Raw genomic sequence first — 23,343 nt, 5'->3', positions numbered from 1 at the left:
TCCCCGATGAATGATTCATGGCGCGACGGGGAGGTATTGCGAAATGCGATCCAGATCGGCCCCTGAACGCGCCACGCCGACGATATATCGGTCAGGGCGCAGTATCACGGCACCGGCGTCGTGCGAGCGCAGCCATTCCGCGAGGCTCGCATCCGGCCGGTCGATCACGATGGCGCCGCTGCGCTGCCAGAGCGATGCGGTGGCGGGCGACACCGCGGAGAGCAGCTGCGGGCTGCCGATGACGGCGCCGCGGCGCCCCAGCAGCTCGTCGAGCAGGCGGCCATCGTCCAGCTTCGGCTGTGGAAAGGGCCGCCCCGCGAGATCGGGCACGCTGGGATCGAAGGCGCCGGCGCCGAGGAGTTGCGGCGGCAGTTCGAAGATCTCTGGGCGCCCCGCCTGGAACTTCGCGTCGCGCTCCGCGGCGAGCACAGGGTCCGTCGTCTGGATGATGTTGCCCAGGCGCACCGCCAGTTCGATGAGCGCGCGCACATGCGGCTTGCGCTCCGACTCGTAGGTGTCGAGCAGCGCATCCGGTGCACGGCCCGACAGCACCGCGTCCAGCTTCCAGGCCAGGTTCGATGCGTCGCGGATGCCGGCGCACATGCCTTGCCCGAGGAAGGGCGGCGTCTGGTGGCAGGCGTCGCCGGCCAGGAACAGGCGCCGGTCGCGCCAGCCGTCGGCGACCACGGACTGGAAGGTGTAGATGGCCGCCCGCTCCAGGCTCGCCTGATCGCGGCGCACCCACGGGGCCACCATCTGCCACAGCGTGTCCGGCTGCACGAGCGCCTCGCGATCGTCGTCCGGCAACACCATGATTTCCCAGCGGCGGCGCTCGCCCACCACGTTGCAGTAGGTCATCGGCCGGCGCGGATCGCAGTACTGCACGGTGTAGGGCGGCAGATCGACCGGCTGCTCCAGCACCACGTCGAACACCAGCCAGGGCTGGCGAAGGCCGAGGTCGACCATCTCGCTCCCGATGGCCCGGCGGACGGGGGAACGTGCGCCGTCGCAGCCCACGACATAGCGGGCCTGCGCGGCGTGGCTGTCGCCGGATTCCGTCGAGCGATAGGTCACGGTGGCGAACTCGTCGCCCTGCGCCACGTCGACCACTTCGTGGCGCAGGCGGACACGCACCTGCGGGAAGCGCGCCAGCCCCTCGCGCAGCACGGCCTCCAGTTGCGGCTGGTGGAAGTAGTAGTTGTTGGCGCACCCATGCGGACCGGCTGCGGCCGAACCGCCGCGGATCAGCATCGTCTCGCCCGCGCCGTTGACGAAATGCATGCCCTGCGTGCCGGGCCGAGAGATGGCCAGCACCTGCTCGCGCAGGCCCGCGGCCTGGAAGATGCGCAGCACTTCGCCGTCGAAGTGGATGGCGCGCGGCAGCGGGAAGATGCCGCCTTCCTTCTCCAGCACCAGCACCGAACGCCCGGCCGCGCCCAGCAGGTTGGCGAGCGTCGCCCCGGTGGGGCCCAAGCCGACGATGGCTACGTCGTAGACCTCGGCACGCTCAGGCATTCTGGTCTTCCTGCATGCGGCGCGCGACCTCGGCCTGCCATTGCGCGCGGCTCATGAACTTGGGAAAGCGCCTGGCGATGGCCTCTGCCTGCGCCAGGATGGCTTCGTCCGATTGGCCGAGGTCGATCGCCTCGCGCAGCGGCTGGTCGCAGTACCAGGGCGTGTCCATGAAGAGTTCGAGCCGGTTGCCTTCGGGATCGCGGCAGTAGACGGACACCGCATTGCCGTGCGTCACGGGCTGCATGTCCGTCGCACCCTCGGCCAGCAGCCGATCGTGGAAGCGGCGGAGCGCGGCCAGGTCCGGCACCCGGAAGGAGATCTGGTTGACCACGTTGAAGGCCATGTCGGCCGGACGGCCGGTCGCCAGCACCAGTTGGTGATGCTCGCCCGGGTCGCGGCTGAGGAAGACCAGTTGCACCGGGCCGAGTTCGCCTGCGTCGGTCTGGGTGAAGCGCAGCGCCTGCTTGTAGAAGCGCGCCATGCGCGGCAGATCCGACACGTACAAGCCGATGTGGCTGAACCGCAGATCCGAGAGATGAGTCGCTTGCATCCGTTGTCTCCTGTCGAGAATGAAAGCCTGAATATTCGTCAAGCATGGACGAATATTATTGTTATTCTCATAATTTGACAATAGATAGTGTTTTCGTATGATCCAACCCCGTGCGACTGGCACGTATTCGCAAACGGAGACATTTCATGAAGTTCCTCAAGAGGCTCATCTCTCATTCCGCCGCCTTGGCCACCGCTGCAGGCCTGGCCTTGTCGGTGTCCGACGCGGCGGCCCAGGCCAACTACCCGACCAAGCCGGTGCGGATCATTGCCCCCTTCCCCGCGGGCAGCGGACCGGACGCGAATGCGCGGGAACTGGCGGCCGAACTCACGAAGATCCTGGGCCAGTCGTTCTATGTGGAGAACCGCCCCGGCGCCTCGAACCTCATCGGCACCGAAGTCGCCGCCAAGGCGGCGAACGACGGCTACTCGCTGTACATCGGCACCACGAGCTCGCTCTCGGTGCTGCCGCACCTGTACGGCAAGCTGCCCTTCAACGCCGAGCGCGACTTCGCGCCCATCAGCCTGATGGGCGTGCTCAACACGGGTCTCATCGCCCACCCCGGCGTCCAGGCCAAGGACGCGAAGGAATTGATCGCCGAGCTCAAGGCCAAGCCGGACTCCTTCTCCGTGGCCACGCAAGGCATCGGCAGCTACTCGCACCTGTCGGCCGTGTGGTTCAACAATGCGGCCGGGGTGAAGTCGAACCTCGTGCCCTACAACAGCCAGAGCCCCTACGCGGACCTGCTGGCCGGACAGGTCCAGCTCATGTACGACGGCATGCCCGCCGCCGCCACGAGCGTGCAGGCCGGCAAGCTCAAGTTGCTGGCCATCACGGGCAAGGAACGTCACCCCAGCTTCCCAAACGTGCCGACCTTCGCCGAGCAGGGCCTGCCCGACTACACGCCGATCGCGTGGCAAGGGCTGCTGGCGCCGGCGGGCACGCCCACGGCCATCCTCGAGAAGCTGAGCGCCGCCATGGGCAAGGTGTGCCAGTCGCAGGAACTGGCGAAGAAGTGGCGCGACTACGGCGGCGAACTGCGCTGCAACACGCCGGCCGAGTTCACCGCGTTCATCAACGCCGATCGCGCGATGTGGGGCAAGGTGATCCGTGCGGCGGGGGTGAAGCTCGACTAGAGTCGAGTCAGTTGCCGGCCACATGGTCCGGATGGCGCCGCTCCGGTGCGCGCCCGGCGCAGCCTTTGACGAATCTGGAGGTCTGACATGAAACCTGTGTCGCGCTACGCTGCTTCGTCCCGCTGGCTGCACTGGCTGACCGTGCTGCTGCTGCTCGTCATCCTGCCGCTCGGCGTCTGGATCGGCTTCTTCGAGCCGGCCGACGAGACCTTCAAGCTGCGGCTGTACAACGTGCACGAGAGCCTGGGCGTGCTGATGTTCGTGCTGGTGCTGATTCGTATCGTCAATCGCCGCCTCAACCCTCCGCCGCCGCTGCCGGCGGACATGCCGGCATGGATGCGGTCGGTCGCCCGTGCGAACCATATCGGCCTGTATGCGCTGCTGGTCCTGATGCCGATGATCGGCTTCCTTGCCACGAACGCCTGGGGCTTTCCCCTTTCGCTTTTCAATGTGTTGCCGATTCCGGCCCCGTTGGGCAAGGACGAGGCGCTCGCCAAGGTGCTGTCGTTCCTGCACTTGTGCGGGGCGATCGCGATCGGGCTGATGATCCTGGGACATCTGGCAGGCGTCGTGCACCATACCTTCATCCGGCGCGACGGCCTGTTGGGCCGCATGCTGTGAAGCCTCCCGCAACGGTTTGGCCCACGAGTGCGGGCCTGCGTTGGCGTCGCGCCGGCTTCGCGCTCGCTGTCGCAGGCACGGTGCTCGGCCTTGTCTGGTTGATGGCTGCGACGCTGTTCGTCGAAAGCGTGGATGCGACGGGCCTGGCGATGCTGCTGGCCTTCGCGGTCACGCTGCCCTGGACGGTGGTCGGATTCTGGAATGCGGCCATCGGCTTGACGCTGATGGTCGGCAGCCGCAGTGCGGCCGCCGTGGTAGCGCCGCAGATCCAGGCGGCCGACCCGCAGCAGCGCATCGAGACATCCACGGCGCTGCTGGCCTGCGTTCGCAACGAGGATGCGGATCGGCTCTCTCGTAATCTGGCCTGGATGCTCGAAGGCCTGATCGATAGCGGTCAGGCTCCGGCTTTTCGCCTCTACGTCCTGAGCGACAGCGACGAGCCCGAGATCGTGGCGGCCGAGGGCGGCATGATGTCCCAACTGCAGGCGCGCTTCGGCGCGGACATCTCGCTGCACTACCGGCGCCGCGAGCAGCGCAATGGCTTCAAAGCCGGGAACATCCGCGATTTTTGCGAACGCTGGGGCCCACTGCACGACTACGCGATCGTGCTCGACGCCGACAGCCTGATGACGCCGCGAGCGATGCTGAGGCTGGTGCGCGTCATGCAGGCGCAGCCCGCGATCGGCATCCTGCAGACGCTGGTGACAGGGCTGCCCAGCGCCAGCGCCTTCACGCGCATGTTCCAGTTCGGCATGCGGCTGGGCATGCGTTCCTACACACTGGGCGCGGCCAGCTGGCAGGGTGACTGTGGTCCCTATTGGGGCCACAACGCCATCTTGCGTCTGCAACCGTTCATCGCCCACTGCAAGCTGCCGGAGTTGCCCGGTCCTCCGCCGCTCGGCGGCCCGGTCCTGAGCCACGATCAGCTCGAGGCCGTGCTGATGCGGCGCGCTGGCTATGAAGTCCGCGTCTTGCCGGACGAGGACGGCAGTTGGGAAGAGAACCCGCCGAACCTGCTCGAATTCATCCGGCGCGACTTGCGCTGGTGCCAGGGCAACATGCAGTACCTGCAATTGCTCGCGATACCCGGACTGCGCCCGGTCAGCCGATGCCAGCTGCTGTTGGCGATCGCGATGTATCTGGGCGCGCCAGCCTGGCTTGCCTTCATGGTGCTCGGGCTGTGGCGTGAACAGCCCTTCAGGTCCGAACTGGGGCTCGCGCTGTTCCTCATGATGCTGGGCATGAGCGTGGCCCCCAAGCTCGCCACCCTGGTCGACGTGCTTTTGCGCGGTCCGTTGCGTCGGGCCTATGGCGGCGCGCCTCGCATCGCTTGCGGCTTCGCGCTCGATTTCGGCTTCTGGGTGCTCACGGCGCCGGTGGTGGCCGTCGCCACCACCGGATTCCTGCTCGGACTTCCCTTCGGCCGCCGCGTCGGCTGGGTTGCACAGCAGCGCGAAGTACGGCGCATCGACTGGCAGGTTGCGTTGCGCAGCCTGTGGCCGCAGACGGCGCTGGGCCTCGTGCTGGCCGGGGCGGTGTTGGCGCGGATGCCGGGTGCTCTTTGGTTCTGGTCGCCCATCCTGGTCGCACTGATCGGATCGATCCCGTTCGCCTGGTTGAGCGCGCACCCGGCGGTCGGCCGCTGGCTGGTGCGTTGGGGACTGTGTCGCATACCGGAGGAAGCGCCGACGGCATCCGGGCCCGGGCCTCTGGGCAGCGCGCCGGTGCCGTCTTCGGTCACGACGCCTGCCGTACCGGCGGCGGAATGAAGTCCTCGCCTTCACAAGTGCAGGTGCCGGTGCCCTAGCCAAGAGATTCGCTACGAATCGAACAGAAACGCTATATTTGGTCACCGCCACCGCACCGCTCCGCCCGCATGGACAACGACGAGGTCAGCCAGCTGCTGGTACGCATCGGCCGCGAAGACCAGGCAGCGTTTCGTCAGCTGTACAAGGCGTTCAGCCGCAAGGTGTTCGCGTATGTGCTCAACATGCTGAACGACCACGCGCGAGCAGAGGAAGTCCTGGCGGACTCGTTCTATGAGGTCTGGCGCCACCCTGATCGCTTTCGAGGCGAGTCGCAGTTCTCCACGTGGCTCATCGGAATTGCGCGCAGAAAGGCGCTGATGGTCCACCGTGCGCGGCGGCCCGACGAGGTGCACGGCGATCTCGACGACATCGCCGAGACCACCGCCGCCGACACGCCGGACGGCTACGCGGAACTGGCTGGCAAGCAGCGGCGCGAAGGCGTGCAACATTGCATGGGCAAGCTGTCGGACGAGCATCGCGAATGCCTGCACCTGGTGTTCTACGAGGGCATGAGCCTCGCTGACGTGGCACAAGTACAGAACTGTCCCGAGGGCACCGTCAAGACGCGCCTGTTCCACGCCCGCCAGAAGATCAAGAATTGCCTGCAGGCGCTGTTGCGCAGCGAAGGTGGTGCCCCGGACGCCAGAGGCGCCCTTGCATCCTGAAGTTGCGGCGTATTTGGCGATTGCGCGAAATAAATTTGAACCGTCCGCCGGACTCGCGCAACCTAGGGGCTGACACCGGTATGCCCCGTGCAGGAATGATCATCATGAAAGAACGCTTCGAAGAACTACTTCCCTGGTATGTCAACGGCTCGTTGGGAGCCGAAGACCGCGCCTGGGTCGACGCATACATGGAGCGGCATCCCGAGGCCCGCAGCGAGTTGGACTGGTATCGCTCGCTGCAGGCGCGCGTTCAGGAAAATGCCCCGGCCGTGCCTGCAACGATCGGCCTGGCCCGCACCATGCGCCTGATCCAGGGCGACCGGCCGACACTGGCCGAGCGCATCGGCGCCTTTTTCGGCAACTTCGGCATGCGCCCGAGTTACGCGCTGGCCGCGCTGGCGGTCATGGCGGTGCAGAGTGGCGTCATCCTGAACCTGCTCGGCAGCGCTCGCGACAGCGAAGACGAAATCCGCGCGCTGCACGCGGTTCGCGTCGAAGAGGCCCCGATGCTGAAGGTCAGCTTCGCGCCGGACGCCAAGGAGACCGACATCCGCATGCTGTTGGTGCAGGTCCAGGGCGAACTGGCCGGCGGCCCTGGCCAGCTCGGCGACTACTACCTGCGCGTACCCGCCGGCAGCGAAGCGGCTGCGCTCGCCCGGGTGCAGGCTGCCCCGATCGTCCAGGCCGCCGCGCTCGTGGCCGGCGTGCCGCCCCGGGAGTAGCCGACATGGCCACCCTGCTGACCCGTCGTGTTCTGCTGCGCGGCGCGCTGGGCGCCGCAGCCCTGCCCTTCGGCCCTGCCATGAGCGCCCCGGCCGATGCCAAGGACACCGGATCGCGCATCGCACTGGTGATCGGCAACGGCGCCTACCGCACTGCACCACTGAAGAATCCGCCGGGCGACGCCGTCGCCGTCGCGGCGGTGCTGCGCGACCTTGGGTATGCGGTGACCCTGCGTCAGAACACGCGACTGCCGGAACTGATCGAATCGCTGCGCGAGTTTTCGATTCGTGCGCCGAAGGCGGCGGTTCGCGTGGTGTTCTATGCCGGCCATGGGGTTCAGGTGAAGGGCCGCAACTACCTGGTGCCGATCGATGCCGACCCGCAGTCCGAAGAGGAAATCCAGCGGCAGAGCGCGGACGTCGGCGAGTTCGTCGACCGGCTCAGTGCGATCGGCAGTGGCGCCAACATCGTGGTGCTCGATGCCTGCCGTGTGAACCCGTTCGCAGGCGGTGTGATCGTGGGTCCCGATGGACGGCGCCTGAAATTCCGCGGCGCGACGCCGGGTGGCCTCGCATCGCTCGATGCGCCCGTGGGCACTCTTGTGGCCTTCTCGACCGCGCCGAACGGCGTGGCGCTCGACAGCGCCGGCAGCGAGCACAGCGTCTATGCACGTCACCTGCTGGCCAACATGGCGAGGCCGGGGCTGCAGATCGAGCAACTCTTCAAGCGGGTGCGTATCGGTGTGGCCGAAGACACCGGCCGCGTGCAGGTGCCCTGGGAGTCCTCGAGCCTGACCGCTGACTTCTGCTTCAAATCGGACGCGAACGGGCGCTGCGGTAGCTGAGCCGACCGGCTCATTGAGTCACCTCCGCGCTGCGCACTGAGGTGCGAGCGCCTTCGGGCGGCCAGGCGGCGCTCACGCGTGGTCCTCGATGAAGTGCTCGAGCTCGCGCGCGAAGCGCAGCGGCTCGCTGACATGCGGCGAATGGCCGGCGTGCGGGTAGATCGAGATCTGCGCGTGCTTCACCGTGTCGCGATACCAGGCTTCGAGCGGCACGCCGGCATAGTGCGGGCTGCGGGCCCCGAGCACCACGAGCAGCGGCGCGTCGAGGCGCGACAGCGAAGCGCGGAAGTCGGCCTTCGCGATGGACTCGGCGAGGTCGAGCAGCGGCCCGGCATCGATGCGCCCCAGGCGCCGGCGCAGAATCCGTCCGAGCGGCGCTTCGAGGGTCAGCCGGCGCTGCAACCAGGCGCCTCCGAGTGCGCCGATCTCGTTCAACAGCATCTCCGCCAGATCGCGGCGCGCGCCGGCGATCAGCCCCGACAGCATGGCCGCACTGCAGCCGCCGAACAGCCCGAGTCGCCAGCTGTCGTCCGTCACGATGCGCGGCGACTGGTCGACCAGCGCCACCGCGGCAACGCGCTGCGTGCCATGCAGATGCAGGTATTGCATCAACGTCAGCGCGCCCATGGAATGCCCGACGAGGATCGAGCGCTGCAGCCCGAAGTGGTCGAGTGCCTCGGCCAGGTCGTTCGCAAGTCGCGCCAGCGTGATGCTGCCGCTCGTCGACCGGCAACTGCCATGGCCGCGAGCGTCCCAGGCGAGAACGCAATGGCGCCGTGCCAGCCTTCGGGCCACCGGCAGCCAATCGCGATGCGAGCATCCGAATCCATGCACCAGCACCAGCGGCGACCCGCGGCCGAGCACGCACACGGGAACCACATGGCCATCGGTGGTCGTGAAGCTGTCGTAGTCGCTCGCTTCGGGTGAGCCCAGCCCCATCAACCCCAGGTTGCGCAGCGCATCGAAGGCGCCGCGCAAGCCCGTCAGGCGTGCGGGGTTCGGAGGCGGATCAGGCGGCGCGCTGTCGGGCATCGCGGGCGATCCTACCCCTCGCGTGAGGTTCGCCCGAAAACTCTTTGAACCGGATTCGGAACCCCCGCAACCCATGGGCGGGAAGGCAAGCAATTCGGCAAGCCCAACCTCAAACCCTCTCATCACTTCCTGGAGATCATCATGCAAGTCGTTCGCAAAGCATCCATCCTCATCGCCCTCGGCTTCGCCTTCGGTGGCGCGATGGCCGGCGAAATCGCCAACTCGACGGTGCTGTCCACCAACGCCAACAACAGCTCGTCCGGCTTCCTGGCCACGGCGCGCCAGAACATCGGTGTGTCCGAGGGAAACTCCAAGATCGCCAATAGCACGGTGCTCGTCAACGGCGCCAACAACTCCGCATCGGGCTTCCTGTCGACGGCGAACCAGGACGTCGGCCGCGCACGGGACAACGGCCAGATCACGAACAGCACGGTTGTCGGCACGAACCTGAACAACAGGGCTTCGGGCTTCCTCAGCACCGCCACGCAGGAAGTGGGCTTCGCCAAGGGCAACGGCCAGGTCACCAACAGCACGGTGCTCGCCAATGGTGCCACCAACACCGCAAGCGGCTTCCTGTCCACGGCCAGCCAGCAGATCGGCGGCGCGCAAGGCAACGGCAAGCTGACCAACTCGACGGTCATCGCCAGCGGCTCGAACAACACCGCGAGCGGCTTCCTGTCCACCGCCGCGCAAAGCATCGGCGTCGCCAAGTAACCCGCGCCGTGCTTTCACCCTCGTCCGCCAGCGCCGATGCGCTGGCGGCTTTCCATCAAGGAGACCCCCATGAATTCGACCCTCGTCCGCACCTCCCGCATCATCCTCGTCGCCGTCACGCTGGGCGCATGCGCCAGTGCATTCGCGGGACAGGAACTGCTGGAGGTCGACTCGCGCTTCCGCGCGAAGATCGCAAAGGAAAAGATCCGCCTCGGCGCACAGGAGCGCAAGGCCGAAGAACAAGGAAAGTCCCTGGAGCAGAACCAGGGCACCTGCGGGAGCCAGAGCATCGGCAACATCGACACCGGCGGGCGCATCGGAGCCGCACCGCGCGAGGTGTTCGTGTTCGCACCCAATGCCATCAACATCGTCGGCCGCGGCAGTTGCCAGTGACCTGACCCCCCTCAGATCGGAGATGTCATGAAACCGCCCCGCATCGTGCGCCTCCTGGCGCTTGCAGCCATCGCGGCACTCGCCGGTTGCCAGGCGCTCGAGGTCAAGCAGCCGACCATCGAACAGACCGCCGAGATCCGCGTCGGCCCCGAGCAGAAGCCCCAGCGCTCGATCACGGGCTTTTCGCAGCCGCTGCGCTGCATGGACACGCTGATGCTCGACTACGGCGTGCGCGACGTGACGATGCTGACCGAGGAAATCACCGACGAGACGAAGAAGCTGAACGCCGGAACGCGCGACATGCTGATCTCGGCGGTGTCGGACATGTCGCGGCGCAGCCGCGCCGTGCGTCTGGTCGCGTTCGGCAAGGACACGTTGAACGTGGTCAGCTTCCTGTCGGCGGCGCAGACCACGGCTGTCTACCAGGCGATTCCGCGCTACGACATCAAGGGCTCCGTGTCGCAGTTCGACGAGAACCTGATCAAGAACCAGAAGGACCTCGGCATCGGCTACTTCCCGTACCTCAACCTTGGCGTTGCAAAGGACGCGTCCACCAGCATGCTGGCACTGGACCTGAGCGTGATGTCGACCAGCGACATGGGGGTGCTGCCGGGAGTCACTTCGCGCAATGCCGTGGTGATCATGAAGCAGGGCAAGGGCTTCGACGGCGATGCCGCCTACCGCAAGTTCGGAATCAACTACAGCATGAACCTCGCGCGCTCGGAAGGCCAGTCGCAGGCGCTGCGCGGGCTGGTCGAACTGGCCGTGGTGGAACTCATCGGCAAACTGACGAAGACTCCCTACTGGTCCTGCCTGGGCGTCACCGACCCGAAGTCGAACGAGGAGACGCGCCTCGAGATGCTGGACTGGTACAGCGCGATGGCCACGTCGCGCATCGAGCTGATCGCCTACTTCCAGAACCAGCTGCGCCACCGCGGGTTCTACGACGGCCCGATCGACGGGGAATTCAATCCCGCCATCGACGAGGCGATTTCCAACTATCGCGAGCAGCTCGGCCTGAGCCGCGCGGCAGTGCTCGACGAGAAGTTCTTCAGCGCCTTCCTCGCCGCGGACCACAGCAAGGTCCAGCGTCCGGCGCAACCGGCACGCTACGTTGCACCTGGCACGCCTGGTACGGCTGCCACGACCACCGGATCGCAGACGGCTGCAGCCACTGCACCTGCAAGTGCCCCCGCACCCACGGCGGCGCCCCTGAAGCTGTCGGTCTCCGCCCCGAGCCAGCAGACGCGATTTGCCCGCGGGGAGTCGATCAGCCTCTCCCTCGCGCCGTCGCAGGACGCGCACGTCTACTGCTATCTGCGGGACGAGGAGGCCAAGGTCATCCGCTTCTTCCCCAACCGGTTCACGCGGGACTCGCGCATCTCTTCGGCCAAGCCTCTGACCTTGCCCGGCTCGATGCGCTTCCAGCTCTCGATGAATGCCAAGGGCGTGCCCGAGACAGTGACCTGCTTCGCAACGCCGCGCGACGTGATGCCCTCGCTGCCCCAAGCGGTGGTCGGCATCGACTTCGAACCCCTGCCCGGCGTCACGCTCGAAACGATCCGCGTCGCCTTCGACAAAGCCAGCGGCGGCACGCTCGCCCAGGAGAACTTCCATGTACAAGCCAAGTGATTCCCTTCCCCATCGCCAGATGCGCCAGATGCGCCAGATGCGGCGCGGCGCCCGCGTGGCAGCGCTGTCCCTGGTGGCCGTGGCCACGATGACCGGCATCGCTCTGCAGTGGCCCCGCGGCGCGACCGCAGCTGTCGCGGCCATCATCGGTGGCGACGACCGTGTCGCGCCCCCGGTCGCTCCGGCGACGCCGGCCGCAGCAGGGAAGGCACCCGCCACCTATCAACTCCGCTGCTGGCAGTATGGTCGGCTGCTGTTCGACGAGGGGCCGGTCACCCTGGGCGCCGAAGCAAGGCAGGGCGCGAAGATGGTGGCGACCGACCGCCGCGGCGGGGCCTTGATCGTCACCGCCGATCTCGGCGGGACCACCTGCCTGGCGCGCCCATACCCGCCCCCGCCGAGCCTCTGGCTGCCACGCTGAGGCCCGTGCAGCCACCACCCGGAGCCCTGTCATGAACTGGTTCACCCAAGCCTTCCCGCAACCACCTTCGCTCCGGGCTGCGGCCCTTGCCGCCAGCTGCGCCGCGGTTCTGGCCGCGACGCCTTCCGGGCCGGCACAGGCGGCCACCGAAACCCGCAGCGTCGCCAATTTCGACGAGGTCGTATTTGCCGTCGCCGGCGATGTCAGCATCGAACAGGGCCCACGCGAGTCGTTGACCCTGGAGGCCGAGCCTGCGGTGCTGCGCAAGATCACGACCGAGGTGCACGACCGGCGTCTGCTCATCGGCCTTGCGCCCGGGCGGGTCGAGACACGCGAGCCGATCCGGATGAAGCTCGGCGTCCAGACGTTGCGAGCCTTCGAATCGCGCACCGCCGGTTCGATCAGCATCGGACCCCTGCGCAGCGACACGCTTGCGCTGGTGCTTGCCGGTGGCGGCTCGATCCGCCTGGAGCGCCTGGACAACGCGCGCAGCCTCGACGTGCGGATCACCGGCGCCGGCGATGTCGCCGTCGGCGGCGGCAAAGTGACGGTGCAGCAGCTTGCCATCGCCGGCATTGGCACCTATTCAGCACCCAGACTCGCCAGCGAACGCGCCGACGTGTCCATCGACGGCAACGGTGAGGTGCAGCTCGCCGCCAGCAACGCGCTTGCGGTGCGCATCGGCGGTGTCGGCAACGTGCGCTACCACGGCGACCCGGCGGTGACGCGCTCCATCCGCGGCATCGGCTCGATCGAGAAAGAGTGAACCGGGCAGGCGGCGCGCGCAACCCATGGGCATCGACGAACCCCACACCCAAGGAGCCCCCCATGATCCGCTACTTCACTACCCTCGCCCTCGCCATCGCCGCCGCACTGGCCACCCCCCTGGTGAAGGCCGAGAAGGTCATGATCTACCGCGAGGGCCAGCTCGTGGTGCCGCAGGACGTGGCGGACGTGCTGAACCGTTCGATCCGCCTGCTCGACGATGCGCCCGCAGCCCCGGCGAAGGCCACGGCAGTGGCCACGGGTTCGCGGGTCAATGCCTCGGCGCGTCCCTCGGAATCCGCGCTCGCGGCCCGCCACGACTCGAAAGACGCCGCCTCGGCGCTGTCCCTGCCGGTGCGGTTCGCTTTCGATTCCGCCGAGATCCTTCCTGCCGCACGGACCCAGCTCGACGCACTCGCCAAGGGCATCAAGCTGCTCGCACCTGGAAGCATCGTCGTCGTCGAAGGTCACACCGATGCCAAGGGCAGCCCGGCCTACAACCTCGAGCTCTCGCGCAACCGGGCCCGCGCCGTGCGTGACTATCTCGTTCACGAGCACGGCATCGACGCCGCACGCCTGAAGACGGTCGGGTATGGCCCCAGCCAGCCGATCGAAGCCACTGATCCGTACGCCGCCATCAACCGTCGCGTGCAGTTCCGCGGCGCCTGAGCGTTCGCCGCCGCATGCCCACTGCGGACCGGATCGCGGCGGCTCCGCCCTCCCCTTGTGCCGCCGCAGCGCTCGCCCGAGAATGACATGCGATCGCCAGTGGAGTCCTCGAGGTCCGCAGCATCCATTCTTTGGCCGTCACCATGAATCGCCGTCGCCTGCTCGCCTGCCTTGGCTTCGGTTTCGGGTGGAGCCGGGCCGGCCTCGCGCAACCGCAGCAGGCCACGATCGACTCACCTGGGCAACGCCGTGTCGCACTCGTCATCGGCAACGGACGGTATCCCGAGATCCCCCTGAACAATCCCGAGCATGACGCTCGGCTGGTCGCGCAGACATTGCGCAGCCTCAACTTCGAGGTGGGCGAGTATCTGAACCTGAATGCGCGCGACTTCAAGCGCGTGCTGCGGGAATTCGCGCGCCGCATGGACGACGATCAGGTCGCGTCGGTCTTCTACTACGCGGGCCATGGCGTACAGATCGGCGGGCGCAACTTCCTGATGCCGGTCGACATCGCGTTGCGCGACGAGGCCGAAGTGCGCGACGAGGCCATCGACTTGCAGGAAGCCCTGCTCACGCATGTCGACCGGGTGCGTCCACGCGCGCGCATCTTCATCATCGACGCCTGCCGCGACGACCCCTTCGCGACGCGCAGCGCCGCTTCGCGCAAGACCAACGGCCTTGCCGAGATGGCGGCGCCGGGTGCCCTCATTGCCTTCTCCGCTGCACCCGGTCGCGTCGCCGAGGACGGGCCGGTCGGCGGCAACAGCATCTACACGCGTTACCTCGCCTCCGAGATGCGCACCCCCGGCGTGGATGTCGAGGAAATGATGAAGACCGTGCGCATCAAGGTGCTGCGCGACACCTCGGAGCGCCAGATTCCCTGGGTCAACACCTCGATGGTGGTGAATTTCATGTTCAATCCCGGTCCGGCACCCGTGCTGGCCGGGCCGAAGCGCAACCTGCAGTTGCTCGTGCAGGCGCAGCGCAGCCTGAACACCGATGCGCGCGATGCATCGGCCTCGCTGGCGCTGCGGGTCTACGTGCTGAGCGATGCGAGCGGCTTTGAAAAGGCGAGTTTCGACAGCCTCTACGACGATGACGAGGCCACGCTCGGGTCGAATATGCTCGCGCGCCAGAGCCTGTTCCTGCGCCCCGGCGAGGCGCGCGAGCTGGACCTCGAACTGCGCGGCGACGCGCGTGCCGTTGCGGTGTTCGGTGCGTTCCGGGAAATCGAGAGCTCGCAATGGCGCGCCGTCCTCCCCTTGCCGGGCGGATCGCTGGCGCGTGCGCGCCTCGATGCGCAGGCGCGCCGGCTGCAACTGGGGTGGGCCAAGTGAAGCGCACCGGCGCCGCGCCAGCGTCGCCGGGCAACGGTGCGCCGGATGGCGCCGATGAGCCGGCCGCCGCGCGCGCACTGCGCGTCGAAGCCCTTCCCCTCGTTGCCCTGCTGTCACGCTTGCGCGACTCGGCGCCTGTCGATCCGGCCGAATTGCGCCGGACGCTGTCCGCGGCAGTGGCTCATTTCGAGGCCCATGCGCGCGTCGCGGGCGTCGACGAGGCAAGCGTCGCGGCCGCGAGCTACGTGCTCTGTGCCTGGGGCGACGAGCAGATCGGCGCGGCGCCGTGGGGCGCGGGCGCCCTCGGACTGCTGCAGCGCTTTCACGGGGAGGCCGACGGCGGCGACAAGCTCCTGCGCCTGCTGTCGCGCCTGGCCGAAAAGCCGCGCGAGCATCGCGCGCTGCTCGAACTCTTCCATACCTGCCTGAGCCTCGGGCTGCGCGCGGGCATGGCGCCCGACGGCCGCGACCATGAAATCCTGCGCACGCGCGTGCACCTCGCGCTCGAACAGGCGTCCCCGGTTCCGGCGTTGGTAGCGCCATGGCACTGCGCGCCGGCTGCGGCCAGCCCGCCGAAGGCGTCCCGCGTCGCGCTTCCGGCGGTGCTGCTCCTCGGCGTGCTGGCCGTGGGCATCTACACGGCCAGCCAGCTTCAGCTTGCAGCGCGGGTCGACGGCGTGCTGGCGTCCTTGCAGCGACTCCTGCCGGCACCGGCCGTCGCCGCGCAGCCGGCCGCGGGGGCAGTGACGGTGCCGCCGCGGCTGGCAGCGAGCCTGCGTGATGACATCGATGCGGGCCGGCTGTCCGTGCGCGACGAGGCGCTGCGCAGCGTGGTCGTGATCGGCGCCAACGCGCTCGGCGATGCCACCGGCCCGTTGGAGCGCCTGGGCTCGGCGCTGAAGAAGGTCCCGGGGAAGGTGCTCGTCGTCGGCTACACCGACGGCAGCGATCCGCCGACGGCGCGCACGCCCTCGGCCTGGCACCAGGCGATGGAATGGGCGCGCGCTACCGCCGACGTCCTGCGCCCACAACTCGGCGACGAACGGCTGGCGGTCGAGGCCCGAGTCGACGCCACGGCCGGCGCGCCGCTTCGACGCGTCGAGATCGTCCTGTTTCCGGAATGAAGGCCTCGCCACGCCTCGTCCAACGCGCCGTCAACCTCGGCGCCGCAGGTGTCCTGTTGTGGTTCGCGGCACCGCTTCTGGCCGTGGGCAGTTGGCACCCCTTCGACGGCATGCGCGCACGCGTGGCCCTGCTCGCGCTGGTGGCGATCCTGCTGGTCGGCCTGCGGGGACTGCGCGGATGGCTGGCCCGTCGGCGCAACGAGCAATTGCTCAAGGGCCTCGAATCCGGCGACGCCACCGTCGAACTGAGCCAGCGTTTCCGCGAGGCGCTCGCGATGCTGCGCCAGGGGTTTGGGGCGCCAGGTGCGCATGGCTGGTGGCAGCGCCGGCGCCAGGTGCAGCAGTTGCCCTGGTATCTCATCATCGGGGCGCCCGGGGGCGGCAAGACCACCGCGATATTGCATTCCGGTCTGCGCTTTCCGCTCGCCGAGAAGCTCGGACGAGACCCGCTCGCGGGCATCGGCGGAACCCGCCAATGTGACTGGTGGTTCAGCGAGGACGCCGTGTTCATCGACACGGCGGGACGCTACACGACACAGGACAGCGACGCAGCGGTCGACGCCGGAGAATGGCAGCAGTTCCTCGCGCTCCTGCGGCGGCACCGGCCCGTGCAGCCGATCAACGGCGTGATCGTCAGCGTCAGCGTGCCCGACCTGCTGCAAGGCGGAGCGGAACTCGCGCGCCAGTCGGCCGCCGTCGCATCCCGTCTGGCAGAGCTGCGCCGTGAGCTCGATCTGGCTTTTCCGGTCTACCTGCTGGTGACCAAGGCCGACCTGCTCGCCGGCTTCGTCGAAACCTTCGGCGATCTCGACGCCCTGCAACGCGAGCAGCTCTGGGGACTGGTGTTCGACGCCGACGTTGCAGGCATCCCGGCCGATCTCGGCGCGCGCCTGGACGACCTCGCGCAGCGCCTGGCGCAACGCAGTCCCGAACTGCTGCAGCAAGAGCGGATGCCGCAGCGCCGCCTGCCGATCTACGCCTTCGCGGCACAGTTCAAGGCCCTGCTCGCGCCCCTCGAAGGATTCGTGCGCGAGGCCTTCTCCGACATTGCAGCCGAGCCGGCGCAGCGCCTGCGGTCGATCGCGCTGACGAGCGGCACGCAGGAGGGCAATCCGATCGACCGGGTGATCGGCGAACTCGCGCGCAGCCATGGCCTGGCGCTCACGCCGCTGCCTCGCCCTGATGCCGGCGGCAAGTCGTTCTTCCTGAATGCGCTGCTCAAGCGCCTGGTGATCGCCGAAGCGCCGCTGGCAGGCCAGCGGCTGCAGCAGCTGCGCTTGCGTCGGCGCGCCGGCATGTTCGGCGCAGCGCTTGCCGGTGCCGCGCTACTCACCGCCTCCGCCCTGTGGTGGCAGAGCTTCCGGCACAACCTCGCCTATGTCGACGCAGTGCGCGCGCGTGTCGAGCAGTTGACCCGGCGCATCGGCCCGCTGGAATCGGCCAGTCTCGAACAGGTGTTGCCGCTCTATTCGGTGCTACAGCACCTGGCCGCGAACGACGGCATCGATCCGGATGCGCCGCCTGCCGGCTTCGGCTTCGGGTTGTTCCAGGGACCGCGCCTGGCGCGCTCGGCGGAACAGGTCTACCGCGAGATGCTCGATCGGAGCCTGGCGCCGCTGCTCATCGAGCGATTGCGCCGCGACCTGCGCGAGGCCGAGGACAGCGCGACCCGCTACGAGGCGCTGCGGACCTCGCTGATGCTCGCCAACCCCCCACGCTTGGTCCGCAGCGAGTTGCGCGCTTGGGTCGAAGAGACGCTCGCACAAGCGAGCGGTGCCGGCGAACGCGGCGAGGTGAAGCGCCATGCCGAAAACCTGCTCGAACGAAGCGGGCTGCCCGAGGCCATGCGCCCCGACGACGCCGGCGTCCGGGCGGCGCGCAGCGCCCTCGCGGCATTGCCGCTGGCGCAACGCGTGCACGAGCGCCTGCTGCGGCGCGTTCCCGACCCCGAGCCGCTGCAGGACCTGCCGACCCGTCTCGGCGCCGCCAGTGCCCTCCTGTTCGCTGCGTCGAGCGCCGGGCCGATGCCGGCGCATTCGAGCGCCAGCGACTGGCGGCGCAACCTGGCGCCAGCGCTCGAAACGACCCTGGATGAACTCGCGAACGAGGCGGACTGGGTGCTCGGCGACACCGGCGGCGAAGTACGGCGCCTGCAGAAGGACCGCGTCTGGCACGACGAAATCGCCACCCAGGTCGGCAAACGCCACGCCGAACGCGTGATCGCCGCCTGGTCGCGCCAACTCGATGCCCTTGCGTTGGCACCGGGCAGCGATGCGGTTGACGCATCGCGGCAGGCGTTGGAACTCACGGCGCCCGATTCACCGCTGCGCCGCCTCCTGACGCGCCTGGCCGACGACTTCAGCGCGACCTCACAAGGCGCAGGCGCGGCCGAGGTCGCCTTCGATGGCCTGCTCCGGGCACGCTTCGGCTCCCTCGGCGACTACGCGGCAGGTCCTGGACCGCAGGCGCTCGATCGCCTTCAGGCCCTGGTCGCCGGCAAGCGCGACGAGACCCGAGGCGCCGAACTCGACGCGACCCTGCGCGCCGAGGCGGCCGGTGCGCCGGCGGCGCTGCGCAGGCTCTATCTCGACCTGGGGGCATTGATTCGCTCGCGCGGTCGCGCCAAACCGGGTTTCGACACCGCGCTGGTCGAACTCGCGCAGGCTTGCAGCACCCTGACGCGCGATCGCTTTCCGTTCAGCACCACCGCGACGCGGGACATGGCACCGTCCGACTTTGCGCGCCTGTTCGGACCCGGTGGCCTGTTCGACGAGTTCCGGCGCAACCAGTTGACCGAACGCGTGGACACGTCGACCCGGCCATGGAAGGTGCGAAGCGCGGGCGCCAGTTCGGGCAACTCGAATGCGTTCGAGCAGGCGGCGGCGATCGGCAGCCTGTTCTTTCCCCAAGGCGCACCGCTGCCCGAACTCAGGCTGCGCATCACGCCGCGGCGCATGGATGCCGAACTGCTGCAGTTCAGCATCGATGTCGATGGCCAGCTCTTGCGCTTCGAGAACGGCCCGCCACGTGCCAAGGACCTGGTCTGGCCGGGACCGGCTTCGACGCAAAAAGTGGTGCTGCGCGTGCTGCCGCCCGGCCCGACCGGGGTCGGCGCCGAAGTCCATGAAGGTCCGTTCGCCTGGGTGCGGGTGCTGCTGCGAAGCGATTGGAAGGGCGAGCGCGGCGCGCCGGCGCGGCTGACCTTCGTCGTCGACACACGCACCCTCGACGTCGAGGCGATCGCCGCCGGGACGCCCGACGCCGATGTCTGGACCCTCCGGGAACTGGCGGGTTTTCATTGCCCGCAGGCATCATGGTGAAGTCGCCAGCGCGTCGCGTCGCCTGGTATGGCAAGTTGCCTGCGCGTGGCGACTTTATCGGCCGCGGCCTGCCCGCACGCTGGCGCAGCGACTGGGACGGGTGGCTGCAGCGCGGCCTCGCCCTCGCCGCCACGACGCTGGACGCCGCCACGCTGCGAGAACGCCTTGGCACCTTCGCGCCGTGGCGCTATCTGGCGCTGCCGGCGCACGGCGAGATCTGGTGCGGGATCTTCACGGCGTCACATGATCGTGTCGGACGCGCCTTTCCGCTGACGCTCGCGGAACGCTTCAACACGCCGCCTTCGCCGGACGAAGGTGCCGCACGGCTCGCGTCGCTGCTCGGCGCGGTCGCGGGAGGGCCCGAGGCTCTCGAGGCCGCGATCGCCGCCCTGCCGCCCCGGCCGGAGCAGGCATTCAAGCCGGCCGAGCCCTGGCCACCGGCGCCGGCCAGCCTCTGGTGGCCGCTCGCCGCCGCCCACGATGTCGATGCGCGCCCTGCGGCCTGGCCGCCGGAGCCGGCGCTTCTGCTCGAACTCATCGGCATTCAGCCCGGCTCGCACCAGATCGCGAGCGCGGAATAGTTGTCCTGGTCGCTGCGATCGGCTCGCCGCACGCCCGCTTCGAGTCGATCGAGCCAGGCCTGGATGCCGCTGCAGCCGGCCAGGCTGCGCTCCATCGACAGGTCGTCGAAGGCGGACCAGAGCCCGTCGCTGCACAGCAGCAGGGCATCGCGGGCAGCAAGCACCTGGGGCGTTTCCAGGATCTCGACGTCGAAGCCTTCGGGCGAGCCGAGTGCCGACGTCAGCTGCCCCAAGGCGGCGTCGCTCGCGTTCAGCCCGGCATCGCACAAGCTCTGCGCGAGGCTTTGATCACGCGTGCGCCCGAGCAGTCGGGCGTCATGCCAGCGGTACAGGCGCGAGTCGCCGGCATGGGCCCAGATCGCTGCGCCGCTGGCGAGGTCGAGCAGCAGCACGACGATGGTGGTGCGCATGTCGGCCGTCATGGTGCCGGCCACCTGCTGCGCGACCACCGCGTCGTTCGCCCCTTGGACAAGCCGCTTCAGCGCGTTCGGGCTGACCTCGGGTCGGAGCGCAAAGGCTTCGAGCACATGCGTCACGGCCGCGCGCGAGGCCGTCTGGCCGCCGCCGTGCCCGCCCGCACCGTCGCACAGGGTGGCCACAAGGAAGTCGGCGCCCTGCCAATAGCCGAAGGCGTCCTCGTTGCGCTCGCGCCGGCCGGTGTGCGACAGCGCGGCCACCGAGACGTTCAACGCGCGATGGGCCATGGTGGCTCCTTCAGTGGGGCGTCGGCATCGGCGTCGAGGCGCGACTGGGCTTCGTAGGCGCGCAGGAATTCCCGTCCGAAGATGGTCTCGAAGTCGTCGTCCAGGTGCTCGAGCAAGTGGGCGTGTTGCAGCCGATGGCGCTCCCAGAGTGCCGCGGCACGGCGCATGGGCAGGCGCGAGAGAATGTCGCGCGGCGGCCCCTCCGCGTTCTCGACAGCCTCCGGGCCCAGCCGGGAGAACAGCTCGAACACCGCCGCGCGCATGCCGGCGACCATCGCCACCTGGTGCACCAGCAGGTCGCGATTCGCATCGTTCAACGCCGCCACGGGGTCGAGGAAGCCGGGGCTCGGGTCGCGCTGCAGCATCCGGGTCAGCGCTTCGGTCGCGTTCGGCGAGAACTTCAGGGGGTTGTTGTGACGCGGCGCGATCACCGTCCCCTCGGCGCGCATGTGGCGCTTCGCGACGGAGCGGCTTTTCAGCAGCGCCAAGGTGCCTTCGGCAGTCGCCCGCAGGAGCGCGCCCAGATGTTCCATCAGCTCCGGTGTCAACGGCGGCACTTGGGCGCCGCCCAGTGCGGCGCCCCGACCGAATGCCGCCCCGAGTTCGGCCAGGTCCGACGACACGGCTTCGGCGGCCGAAGCCGGGGTTGATGAAGAAAGAGGCGCGGGCGCCGTCGATGCGGCAGTCGCTTCGGTGGGCGGCTGCGGCAGCTGAGCGGACTCGGTGGCTTGCAAGGGCGGCGAAGCCGGCGGCGCCGAGGGCGCGCTCTGCACCATCGGTGTGCCGGTCCGCACGACCAGCGGATCCGTCTTCCAGGACACAACCGCACTGGCCGACGCCGCCTCGGGCGCCGGCGCAAGGTCCGGCAGCGGCGATTGCGCAGCAAGCGGATCGGGCGCGCCATCCAGATCGAACCAGCGGTCCAGGCGCGCACGCGGGGCTGCCGGCGCCGCGATGGACTCGACCGCGAGCTCGAACCCGCCGATGCGCAGGCAGTCGCCCACCGACAGGGGCAATTGACCCCCGGGGGCGAGCTGCGTGTCGTTCACCCAGAGAGGGGTGGTGCCGCTGATGCAGCGCACGAGGGCGTCCTGGCCGGCCATGGCGACCTGTGCGTGCTGGCGCGACACCCCGCGCAACGGGTCGGCCAGCACCAGGTCGCATTCGGGAGCGCGGCCGATGATGAGGCCCTCGGGCGGAAGCGGAAGCGCCGTCGCATCGGGCTCGGTGACGCCGGGGCGGCGCACGACATGCAATGCGATCACGGTGGTTCCGCCTGAATTCAGCCCAAGGCTCGCCACAGGTCAGCCTGCACACGGCGGGCATCGACGGTTGGCGCGAGCTGCTCCATGACGCTGGCAACGAATTGCTCGCGAGTGCTCGATTTCGCCGCGCAGCGCTTCGCGACGACCCGCGCAATCGGTCCCAGCGAGGAAAGGAGTGCGGCGGCCGCCTTGTCGACATCGCCTTCGCGCATCGGCATGCCGCCCGGCGCCGCGCCCACCGCTCTCGAGACCTGGGACCCGGAGGCGCCTGCTCCTGCCGAGACTGCGCCATGGGTTGGCGGCAGGCCTGCCCGGGCCAGGAAGCGCTCGCGCTCTTCGATGTCGATGATCGTGCTGGCGACGGCGTGGCGCACTTCCACCAGCGTGGATGCCCCACGCGCGGCGCGGCGCACCAGCACGCGCGCCACCGCGCCCACATGCTGGGCCAGTTCGCGTTCGACCTCGGCCAGCGCGGCGGCGTCCCACCCGGTGGGTGTGGGGATCGAAGGCGGGACCGTGGTGGCGAGCGACTTCGGGGGCGCCGGGGAGTTCCGTGCCGAGTCGGGCACTGTCGTAACGACCTGAGCGCCCCCGGCGGCGATCTCGGACGCGTGGCGCAGCGTCGGGACGGGCATGCTCGGCTCGAGGTTCTCGAGGAGCGGCGCCAGCAGGATGTGGGCCGGGAGCACCTCCGGCAAGGCCTCGGTGGCGAGCGCCAGCAGCGCCGTTCGCATCGCCATCGCGCTGGGATAGCGCTGCGCCGGGTCCTTCGCCAGCGCCCGGTCCAACACCACATCGAATGGCTTGAGCGTGGTGTCTTTCGTCGCTTCGCTCAGCGGCTTGTGAGGCTCGTAGACGATCTTGTACATGATCGCGTCGTCGGTCCCGACGAACGGGGTCGTCCCGCTCAGCATCCGATAGAGCAGCACACCCGCGGAGAACACATCGACACGGCGGTCGATCTCGCGGTTCGTGTACTGCTCGGGCGCGATGTAGCCGGGCGATCCGACAACCGAATTGGCGCGGGTCAGGTTCGACGTCTCGGTTCTGGCAATACCAAAATCGGTGATCTTGAGGCGCCCGTCATCGGCAACCAGGAGATTCGCCGGCTTGATATCCCGGTGCACGATGCCCCGCTCATGCGCGTAGTGCAAGCCGTCGAGCAGCTGCATCATCACGCACAGCACCTGCGGCACGTCGAGCTTGCGCGGTGCCTGCACATAGTCGCGCAGGTTCCGTCCGGCCACGTACTCCATGACGATGTAGGCGAAGTCGTTGTCTTCGCCGAACTGGTAGATCGAGACGATGTTGCGGTGGGTCAGCCGCCCTGCCGCCTTGGCTTCCACGCGAAAGCGCGCCGCCACGCCGAGGTCGTCGCCCGATTCGAGCAGGCGGCGGTGGATGGTCTTGATCGCCACCGCACGGTCGATCGCCGGATCGTGCGCCAGATACACCATGCCCATCCCGCCCGAGCCGATCACGCCGCGGATGGGGTATGGACCGACGTGGGTGGGCAGCGACATG

At 68.6% G+C, this 23,343-nt stretch carries 22 protein-coding genes; 16 read left to right on the top strand and 6 right to left on the bottom strand.

Features of this window, described 5'->3' with window-relative positions; all coding sequences use genetic code 11:
* Positions 1-15: 15 nt before the first annotated feature.
* Both mhpA and WKW77_RS05555 read right to left on the bottom strand, forming a co-directional pair.
* A complete protein-coding gene (gene mhpA, locus WKW77_RS05560; protein ID WP_340355845.1) occupies positions 16-1,515 on the bottom strand; it encodes a bifunctional 3-(3-hydroxy-phenyl)propionate/3-hydroxycinnamic acid hydroxylase MhpA in 1,500 nt (499 codons plus the stop codon).
* The gene (locus WKW77_RS05555; RefSeq protein ID WP_340355844.1) at positions 1,508-2,065 is read right to left on the bottom strand and encodes a VOC family protein; all 558 of its coding nucleotides are present in this window, start codon (positions 2,063-2,065) and stop codon (positions 1,508-1,510) included. The genes mhpA and WKW77_RS05555 overlap by 8 nt, the downstream gene beginning before the upstream one ends.
* Before the next feature lie 146 nt (positions 2,066-2,211).
* Here WKW77_RS05555 and WKW77_RS05550 point away from each other — a divergent pair, with 146 nt between their 5' ends.
* From WKW77_RS05550 to WKW77_RS05525, 6 genes are all read left to right on the top strand, one after another.
* Positions 2,212-3,201, top strand: coding sequence for a Bug family tripartite tricarboxylate transporter substrate binding protein (locus WKW77_RS05550; RefSeq protein ID WP_340355843.1), 990 nt, complete (start codon positions 2,212-2,214; stop codon positions 3,199-3,201).
* Between the two features lie 87 nt (positions 3,202-3,288).
* Positions 3,289-3,822 (top strand): cytochrome b, encoded by a 534-nt coding sequence (locus WKW77_RS05545; RefSeq protein WP_340355842.1) that lies wholly within the window; start codon positions 3,289-3,291, stop codon positions 3,820-3,822.
* Complete coding sequence (gene mdoH, locus WKW77_RS05540; RefSeq protein ID WP_340355841.1) at positions 3,819-5,591, top strand: glucans biosynthesis glucosyltransferase MdoH; 1,773 nt, start codon at positions 3,819-3,821, stop codon at positions 5,589-5,591. The genes WKW77_RS05545 and mdoH overlap by 4 nt, the downstream gene beginning before the upstream one ends.
* A gap of 107 nt (positions 5,592-5,698) precedes the next feature.
* Positions 5,699-6,295 carry an RNA polymerase sigma factor gene (locus tag WKW77_RS05535; RefSeq protein ID WP_177142738.1) on the top strand — a complete coding sequence of 199 codons (597 nt, stop codon included), beginning with the start codon at positions 5,699-5,701 and terminating at the stop codon, positions 6,293-6,295.
* A 104-nt stretch (positions 6,296-6,399) separates the two neighbouring features.
* Positions 6,400-7,017, top strand: coding sequence for an anti-sigma factor family protein (locus WKW77_RS05530; protein WP_093165278.1), 618 nt, complete (start codon positions 6,400-6,402; stop codon positions 7,015-7,017).
* Positions 7,018-7,022: 5 nt separating this feature from the next.
* The gene (locus tag WKW77_RS05525; RefSeq protein WP_340355840.1) at positions 7,023-7,862 is read left to right on the top strand and encodes a caspase family protein; all 840 of its coding nucleotides are present in this window, start codon (positions 7,023-7,025) and stop codon (positions 7,860-7,862) included.
* Between the two features lie 72 nt (positions 7,863-7,934).
* On the opposite strand, the gene WKW77_RS05520 is transcribed toward WKW77_RS05525, so the two are convergent.
* Positions 7,935-8,894, bottom strand: coding sequence for an alpha/beta fold hydrolase (locus tag WKW77_RS05520; RefSeq protein ID WP_340355839.1), 960 nt, complete (start codon positions 8,892-8,894; stop codon positions 7,935-7,937).
* Positions 8,895-9,035: 141 nt separating this feature from the next.
* Here WKW77_RS05520 and WKW77_RS05515 point away from each other — a divergent pair, with 141 nt between their 5' ends.
* The 10 genes from WKW77_RS05515 to tagF all read left to right on the top strand — a co-directional run bounded on the left by WKW77_RS05515 (position 9,036) and on the right by tagF (position 19,850).
* On the top strand, positions 9,036-9,608 hold the full coding sequence (locus WKW77_RS05515) for a hypothetical protein (RefSeq protein ID WP_340355838.1): 573 nt from the start codon (positions 9,036-9,038) through the stop codon (positions 9,606-9,608).
* Positions 9,609-9,677: 69 nt separating this feature from the next.
* Positions 9,678-10,001 (top strand): hypothetical protein, encoded by a 324-nt coding sequence (locus tag WKW77_RS05510; RefSeq protein ID WP_340355837.1) that lies wholly within the window; start codon positions 9,678-9,680, stop codon positions 9,999-10,001.
* 27 nt (positions 10,002-10,028) lie between these two features.
* Positions 10,029-11,633, top strand: coding sequence for a DUF4384 domain-containing protein (locus WKW77_RS05505; protein ID WP_340355836.1), 1,605 nt, complete (start codon positions 10,029-10,031; stop codon positions 11,631-11,633).
* Positions 11,617-12,054 carry a hypothetical protein gene (locus tag WKW77_RS05500; protein ID WP_340355835.1) on the top strand — a complete coding sequence of 146 codons (438 nt, stop codon included), beginning with the start codon at positions 11,617-11,619 and terminating at the stop codon, positions 12,052-12,054. The genes WKW77_RS05505 and WKW77_RS05500 overlap by 17 nt, the downstream gene beginning before the upstream one ends.
* 31 nt (positions 12,055-12,085) lie before the next feature.
* Entirely contained in the window at positions 12,086-12,820 is a 735-nt protein-coding gene (locus tag WKW77_RS05495) for a GIN domain-containing protein (protein ID WP_340355834.1), read from the top strand.
* A 62-nt stretch (positions 12,821-12,882) separates the two neighbouring features.
* Complete coding sequence (locus tag WKW77_RS05490) at positions 12,883-13,488, top strand: OmpA family protein (protein WP_340355833.1); 606 nt, start codon at positions 12,883-12,885, stop codon at positions 13,486-13,488.
* Positions 13,489-13,631: 143 nt separating this feature from the next.
* Entirely contained in the window at positions 13,632-14,825 is a 1,194-nt protein-coding gene (gene tssJ / locus WKW77_RS05485; RefSeq protein ID WP_340355832.1) for a type VI secretion system lipoprotein TssJ, read from the top strand.
* Positions 14,822-15,949 carry a type IVB secretion system protein IcmH/DotU gene (gene icmH, locus WKW77_RS05480; protein ID WP_340355831.1) on the top strand — a complete coding sequence of 376 codons (1,128 nt, stop codon included), beginning with the start codon at positions 14,822-14,824 and terminating at the stop codon, positions 15,947-15,949. Before tssJ ends, icmH begins: the two co-directional genes overlap by 4 nt.
* Positions 15,946-19,269 carry a type VI secretion system membrane subunit TssM gene (gene tssM, locus WKW77_RS05475; RefSeq protein ID WP_340355830.1) on the top strand — a complete coding sequence of 1,108 codons (3,324 nt, stop codon included), beginning with the start codon at positions 15,946-15,948 and terminating at the stop codon, positions 19,267-19,269. The genes icmH and tssM overlap by 4 nt, the downstream gene beginning before the upstream one ends.
* A complete protein-coding gene (gene tagF / locus WKW77_RS05470; RefSeq protein WP_340355829.1) occupies positions 19,263-19,850 on the top strand; it encodes a type VI secretion system-associated protein TagF in 588 nt (195 codons plus the stop codon). The genes tssM and tagF overlap by 7 nt, the downstream gene beginning before the upstream one ends.
* On the opposite strand, the gene WKW77_RS05465 is transcribed toward tagF, so the two are convergent.
* The 3 genes from WKW77_RS05465 to WKW77_RS05455 are packed head-to-tail and all read right to left on the bottom strand — an operon-like array spanning position 19,814 to position 23,342.
* Positions 19,814-20,554, bottom strand: coding sequence for a PP2C family protein-serine/threonine phosphatase (locus WKW77_RS05465; RefSeq protein WP_340355828.1), 741 nt, complete (start codon positions 20,552-20,554; stop codon positions 19,814-19,816). The two genes, tagF and WKW77_RS05465, sit on opposite strands and share 37 nt — an antisense overlap.
* Positions 20,536-21,819 carry a type VI secretion system-associated FHA domain protein TagH gene (tagH, locus tag WKW77_RS05460; RefSeq protein ID WP_340355827.1) on the bottom strand — a complete coding sequence of 428 codons (1,284 nt, stop codon included), beginning with the start codon at positions 21,817-21,819 and terminating at the stop codon, positions 20,536-20,538. Before tagH ends, WKW77_RS05465 begins: the two co-directional genes overlap by 19 nt.
* 17 nt (positions 21,820-21,836) lie before the next feature.
* On the bottom strand, positions 21,837-23,342 hold the full coding sequence (locus tag WKW77_RS05455; RefSeq protein ID WP_340355826.1) for a serine/threonine-protein kinase: 1,506 nt from the start codon (positions 23,340-23,342) through the stop codon (positions 21,837-21,839).
* Position 23,343: the final 1 nt, after the last annotated feature.

It is taken from the genome of Variovorax ureilyticus, from assembly GCF_037889935.1.
GTDB lineage: Bacteria > Pseudomonadota > Gammaproteobacteria > Burkholderiales > Burkholderiaceae_C > Variovorax > Variovorax ureilyticus.
Note: the sequence above shows the minus strand (reverse complement) of the source record. Positions and strands in the feature narration are given on the sequence as shown.

Excerpts from the sequence above, each read along its gene's own strand:
- mhpA (WP_340355845.1), bottom strand. The coding sequence starts at position 1,515 with ATGCCTGAGCGTGCCGAGGTCTACGACGTAGCCATCGTCGGCTTGGGC.
- WKW77_RS05555 (WP_340355844.1), bottom strand. The coding sequence starts at position 2,065 with ATGCAAGCGACTCATCTCTCGGATCTGCGGTTCAGCCACATCGGCTTG.
- WKW77_RS05550 (WP_340355843.1), top strand. The coding sequence starts at position 2,212 with ATGAAGTTCCTCAAGAGGCTCATCTCTCATTCCGCCGCCTTGGCCACC.
- WKW77_RS05545 (WP_340355842.1), top strand. The coding sequence starts at position 3,289 with ATGAAACCTGTGTCGCGCTACGCTGCTTCGTCCCGCTGGCTGCACTGG.
- WKW77_RS05535 (WP_177142738.1), top strand. The coding sequence starts at position 5,699 with ATGGACAACGACGAGGTCAGCCAGCTGCTGGTACGCATCGGCCGCGAA.
- WKW77_RS05530 (WP_093165278.1), top strand. The coding sequence starts at position 6,400 with ATGAAAGAACGCTTCGAAGAACTACTTCCCTGGTATGTCAACGGCTCG.
- WKW77_RS05525 (WP_340355840.1), top strand. The coding sequence starts at position 7,023 with ATGGCCACCCTGCTGACCCGTCGTGTTCTGCTGCGCGGCGCGCTGGGC.
- WKW77_RS05520 (WP_340355839.1), bottom strand. The coding sequence starts at position 8,894 with ATGCCCGACAGCGCGCCGCCTGATCCGCCTCCGAACCCCGCACGCCTG.
- WKW77_RS05515 (WP_340355838.1), top strand. The coding sequence starts at position 9,036 with ATGCAAGTCGTTCGCAAAGCATCCATCCTCATCGCCCTCGGCTTCGCC.
- WKW77_RS05510 (WP_340355837.1), top strand. The coding sequence starts at position 9,678 with ATGAATTCGACCCTCGTCCGCACCTCCCGCATCATCCTCGTCGCCGTC.
- WKW77_RS05505 (WP_340355836.1), top strand. The coding sequence starts at position 10,029 with ATGAAACCGCCCCGCATCGTGCGCCTCCTGGCGCTTGCAGCCATCGCG.
- WKW77_RS05500 (WP_340355835.1), top strand. The coding sequence starts at position 11,617 with ATGTACAAGCCAAGTGATTCCCTTCCCCATCGCCAGATGCGCCAGATG.
- WKW77_RS05495 (WP_340355834.1), top strand. The coding sequence starts at position 12,086 with ATGAACTGGTTCACCCAAGCCTTCCCGCAACCACCTTCGCTCCGGGCT.
- WKW77_RS05490 (WP_340355833.1), top strand. The coding sequence starts at position 12,883 with ATGATCCGCTACTTCACTACCCTCGCCCTCGCCATCGCCGCCGCACTG.
- tssJ (WP_340355832.1), top strand. The coding sequence starts at position 13,632 with ATGAATCGCCGTCGCCTGCTCGCCTGCCTTGGCTTCGGTTTCGGGTGG.
- tssM (WP_340355830.1), top strand. The coding sequence starts at position 15,946 with ATGAAGGCCTCGCCACGCCTCGTCCAACGCGCCGTCAACCTCGGCGCC.
- tagF (WP_340355829.1), top strand. The coding sequence starts at position 19,263 with ATGGTGAAGTCGCCAGCGCGTCGCGTCGCCTGGTATGGCAAGTTGCCT.
- WKW77_RS05465 (WP_340355828.1), bottom strand. The coding sequence starts at position 20,554 with ATGGCCCATCGCGCGTTGAACGTCTCGGTGGCCGCGCTGTCGCACACC.
- WKW77_RS05455 (WP_340355826.1), bottom strand. The coding sequence starts at position 23,342 with ATGTCGCTGCCCACCCACGTCGGTCCATACCCCATCCGCGGCGTGATC.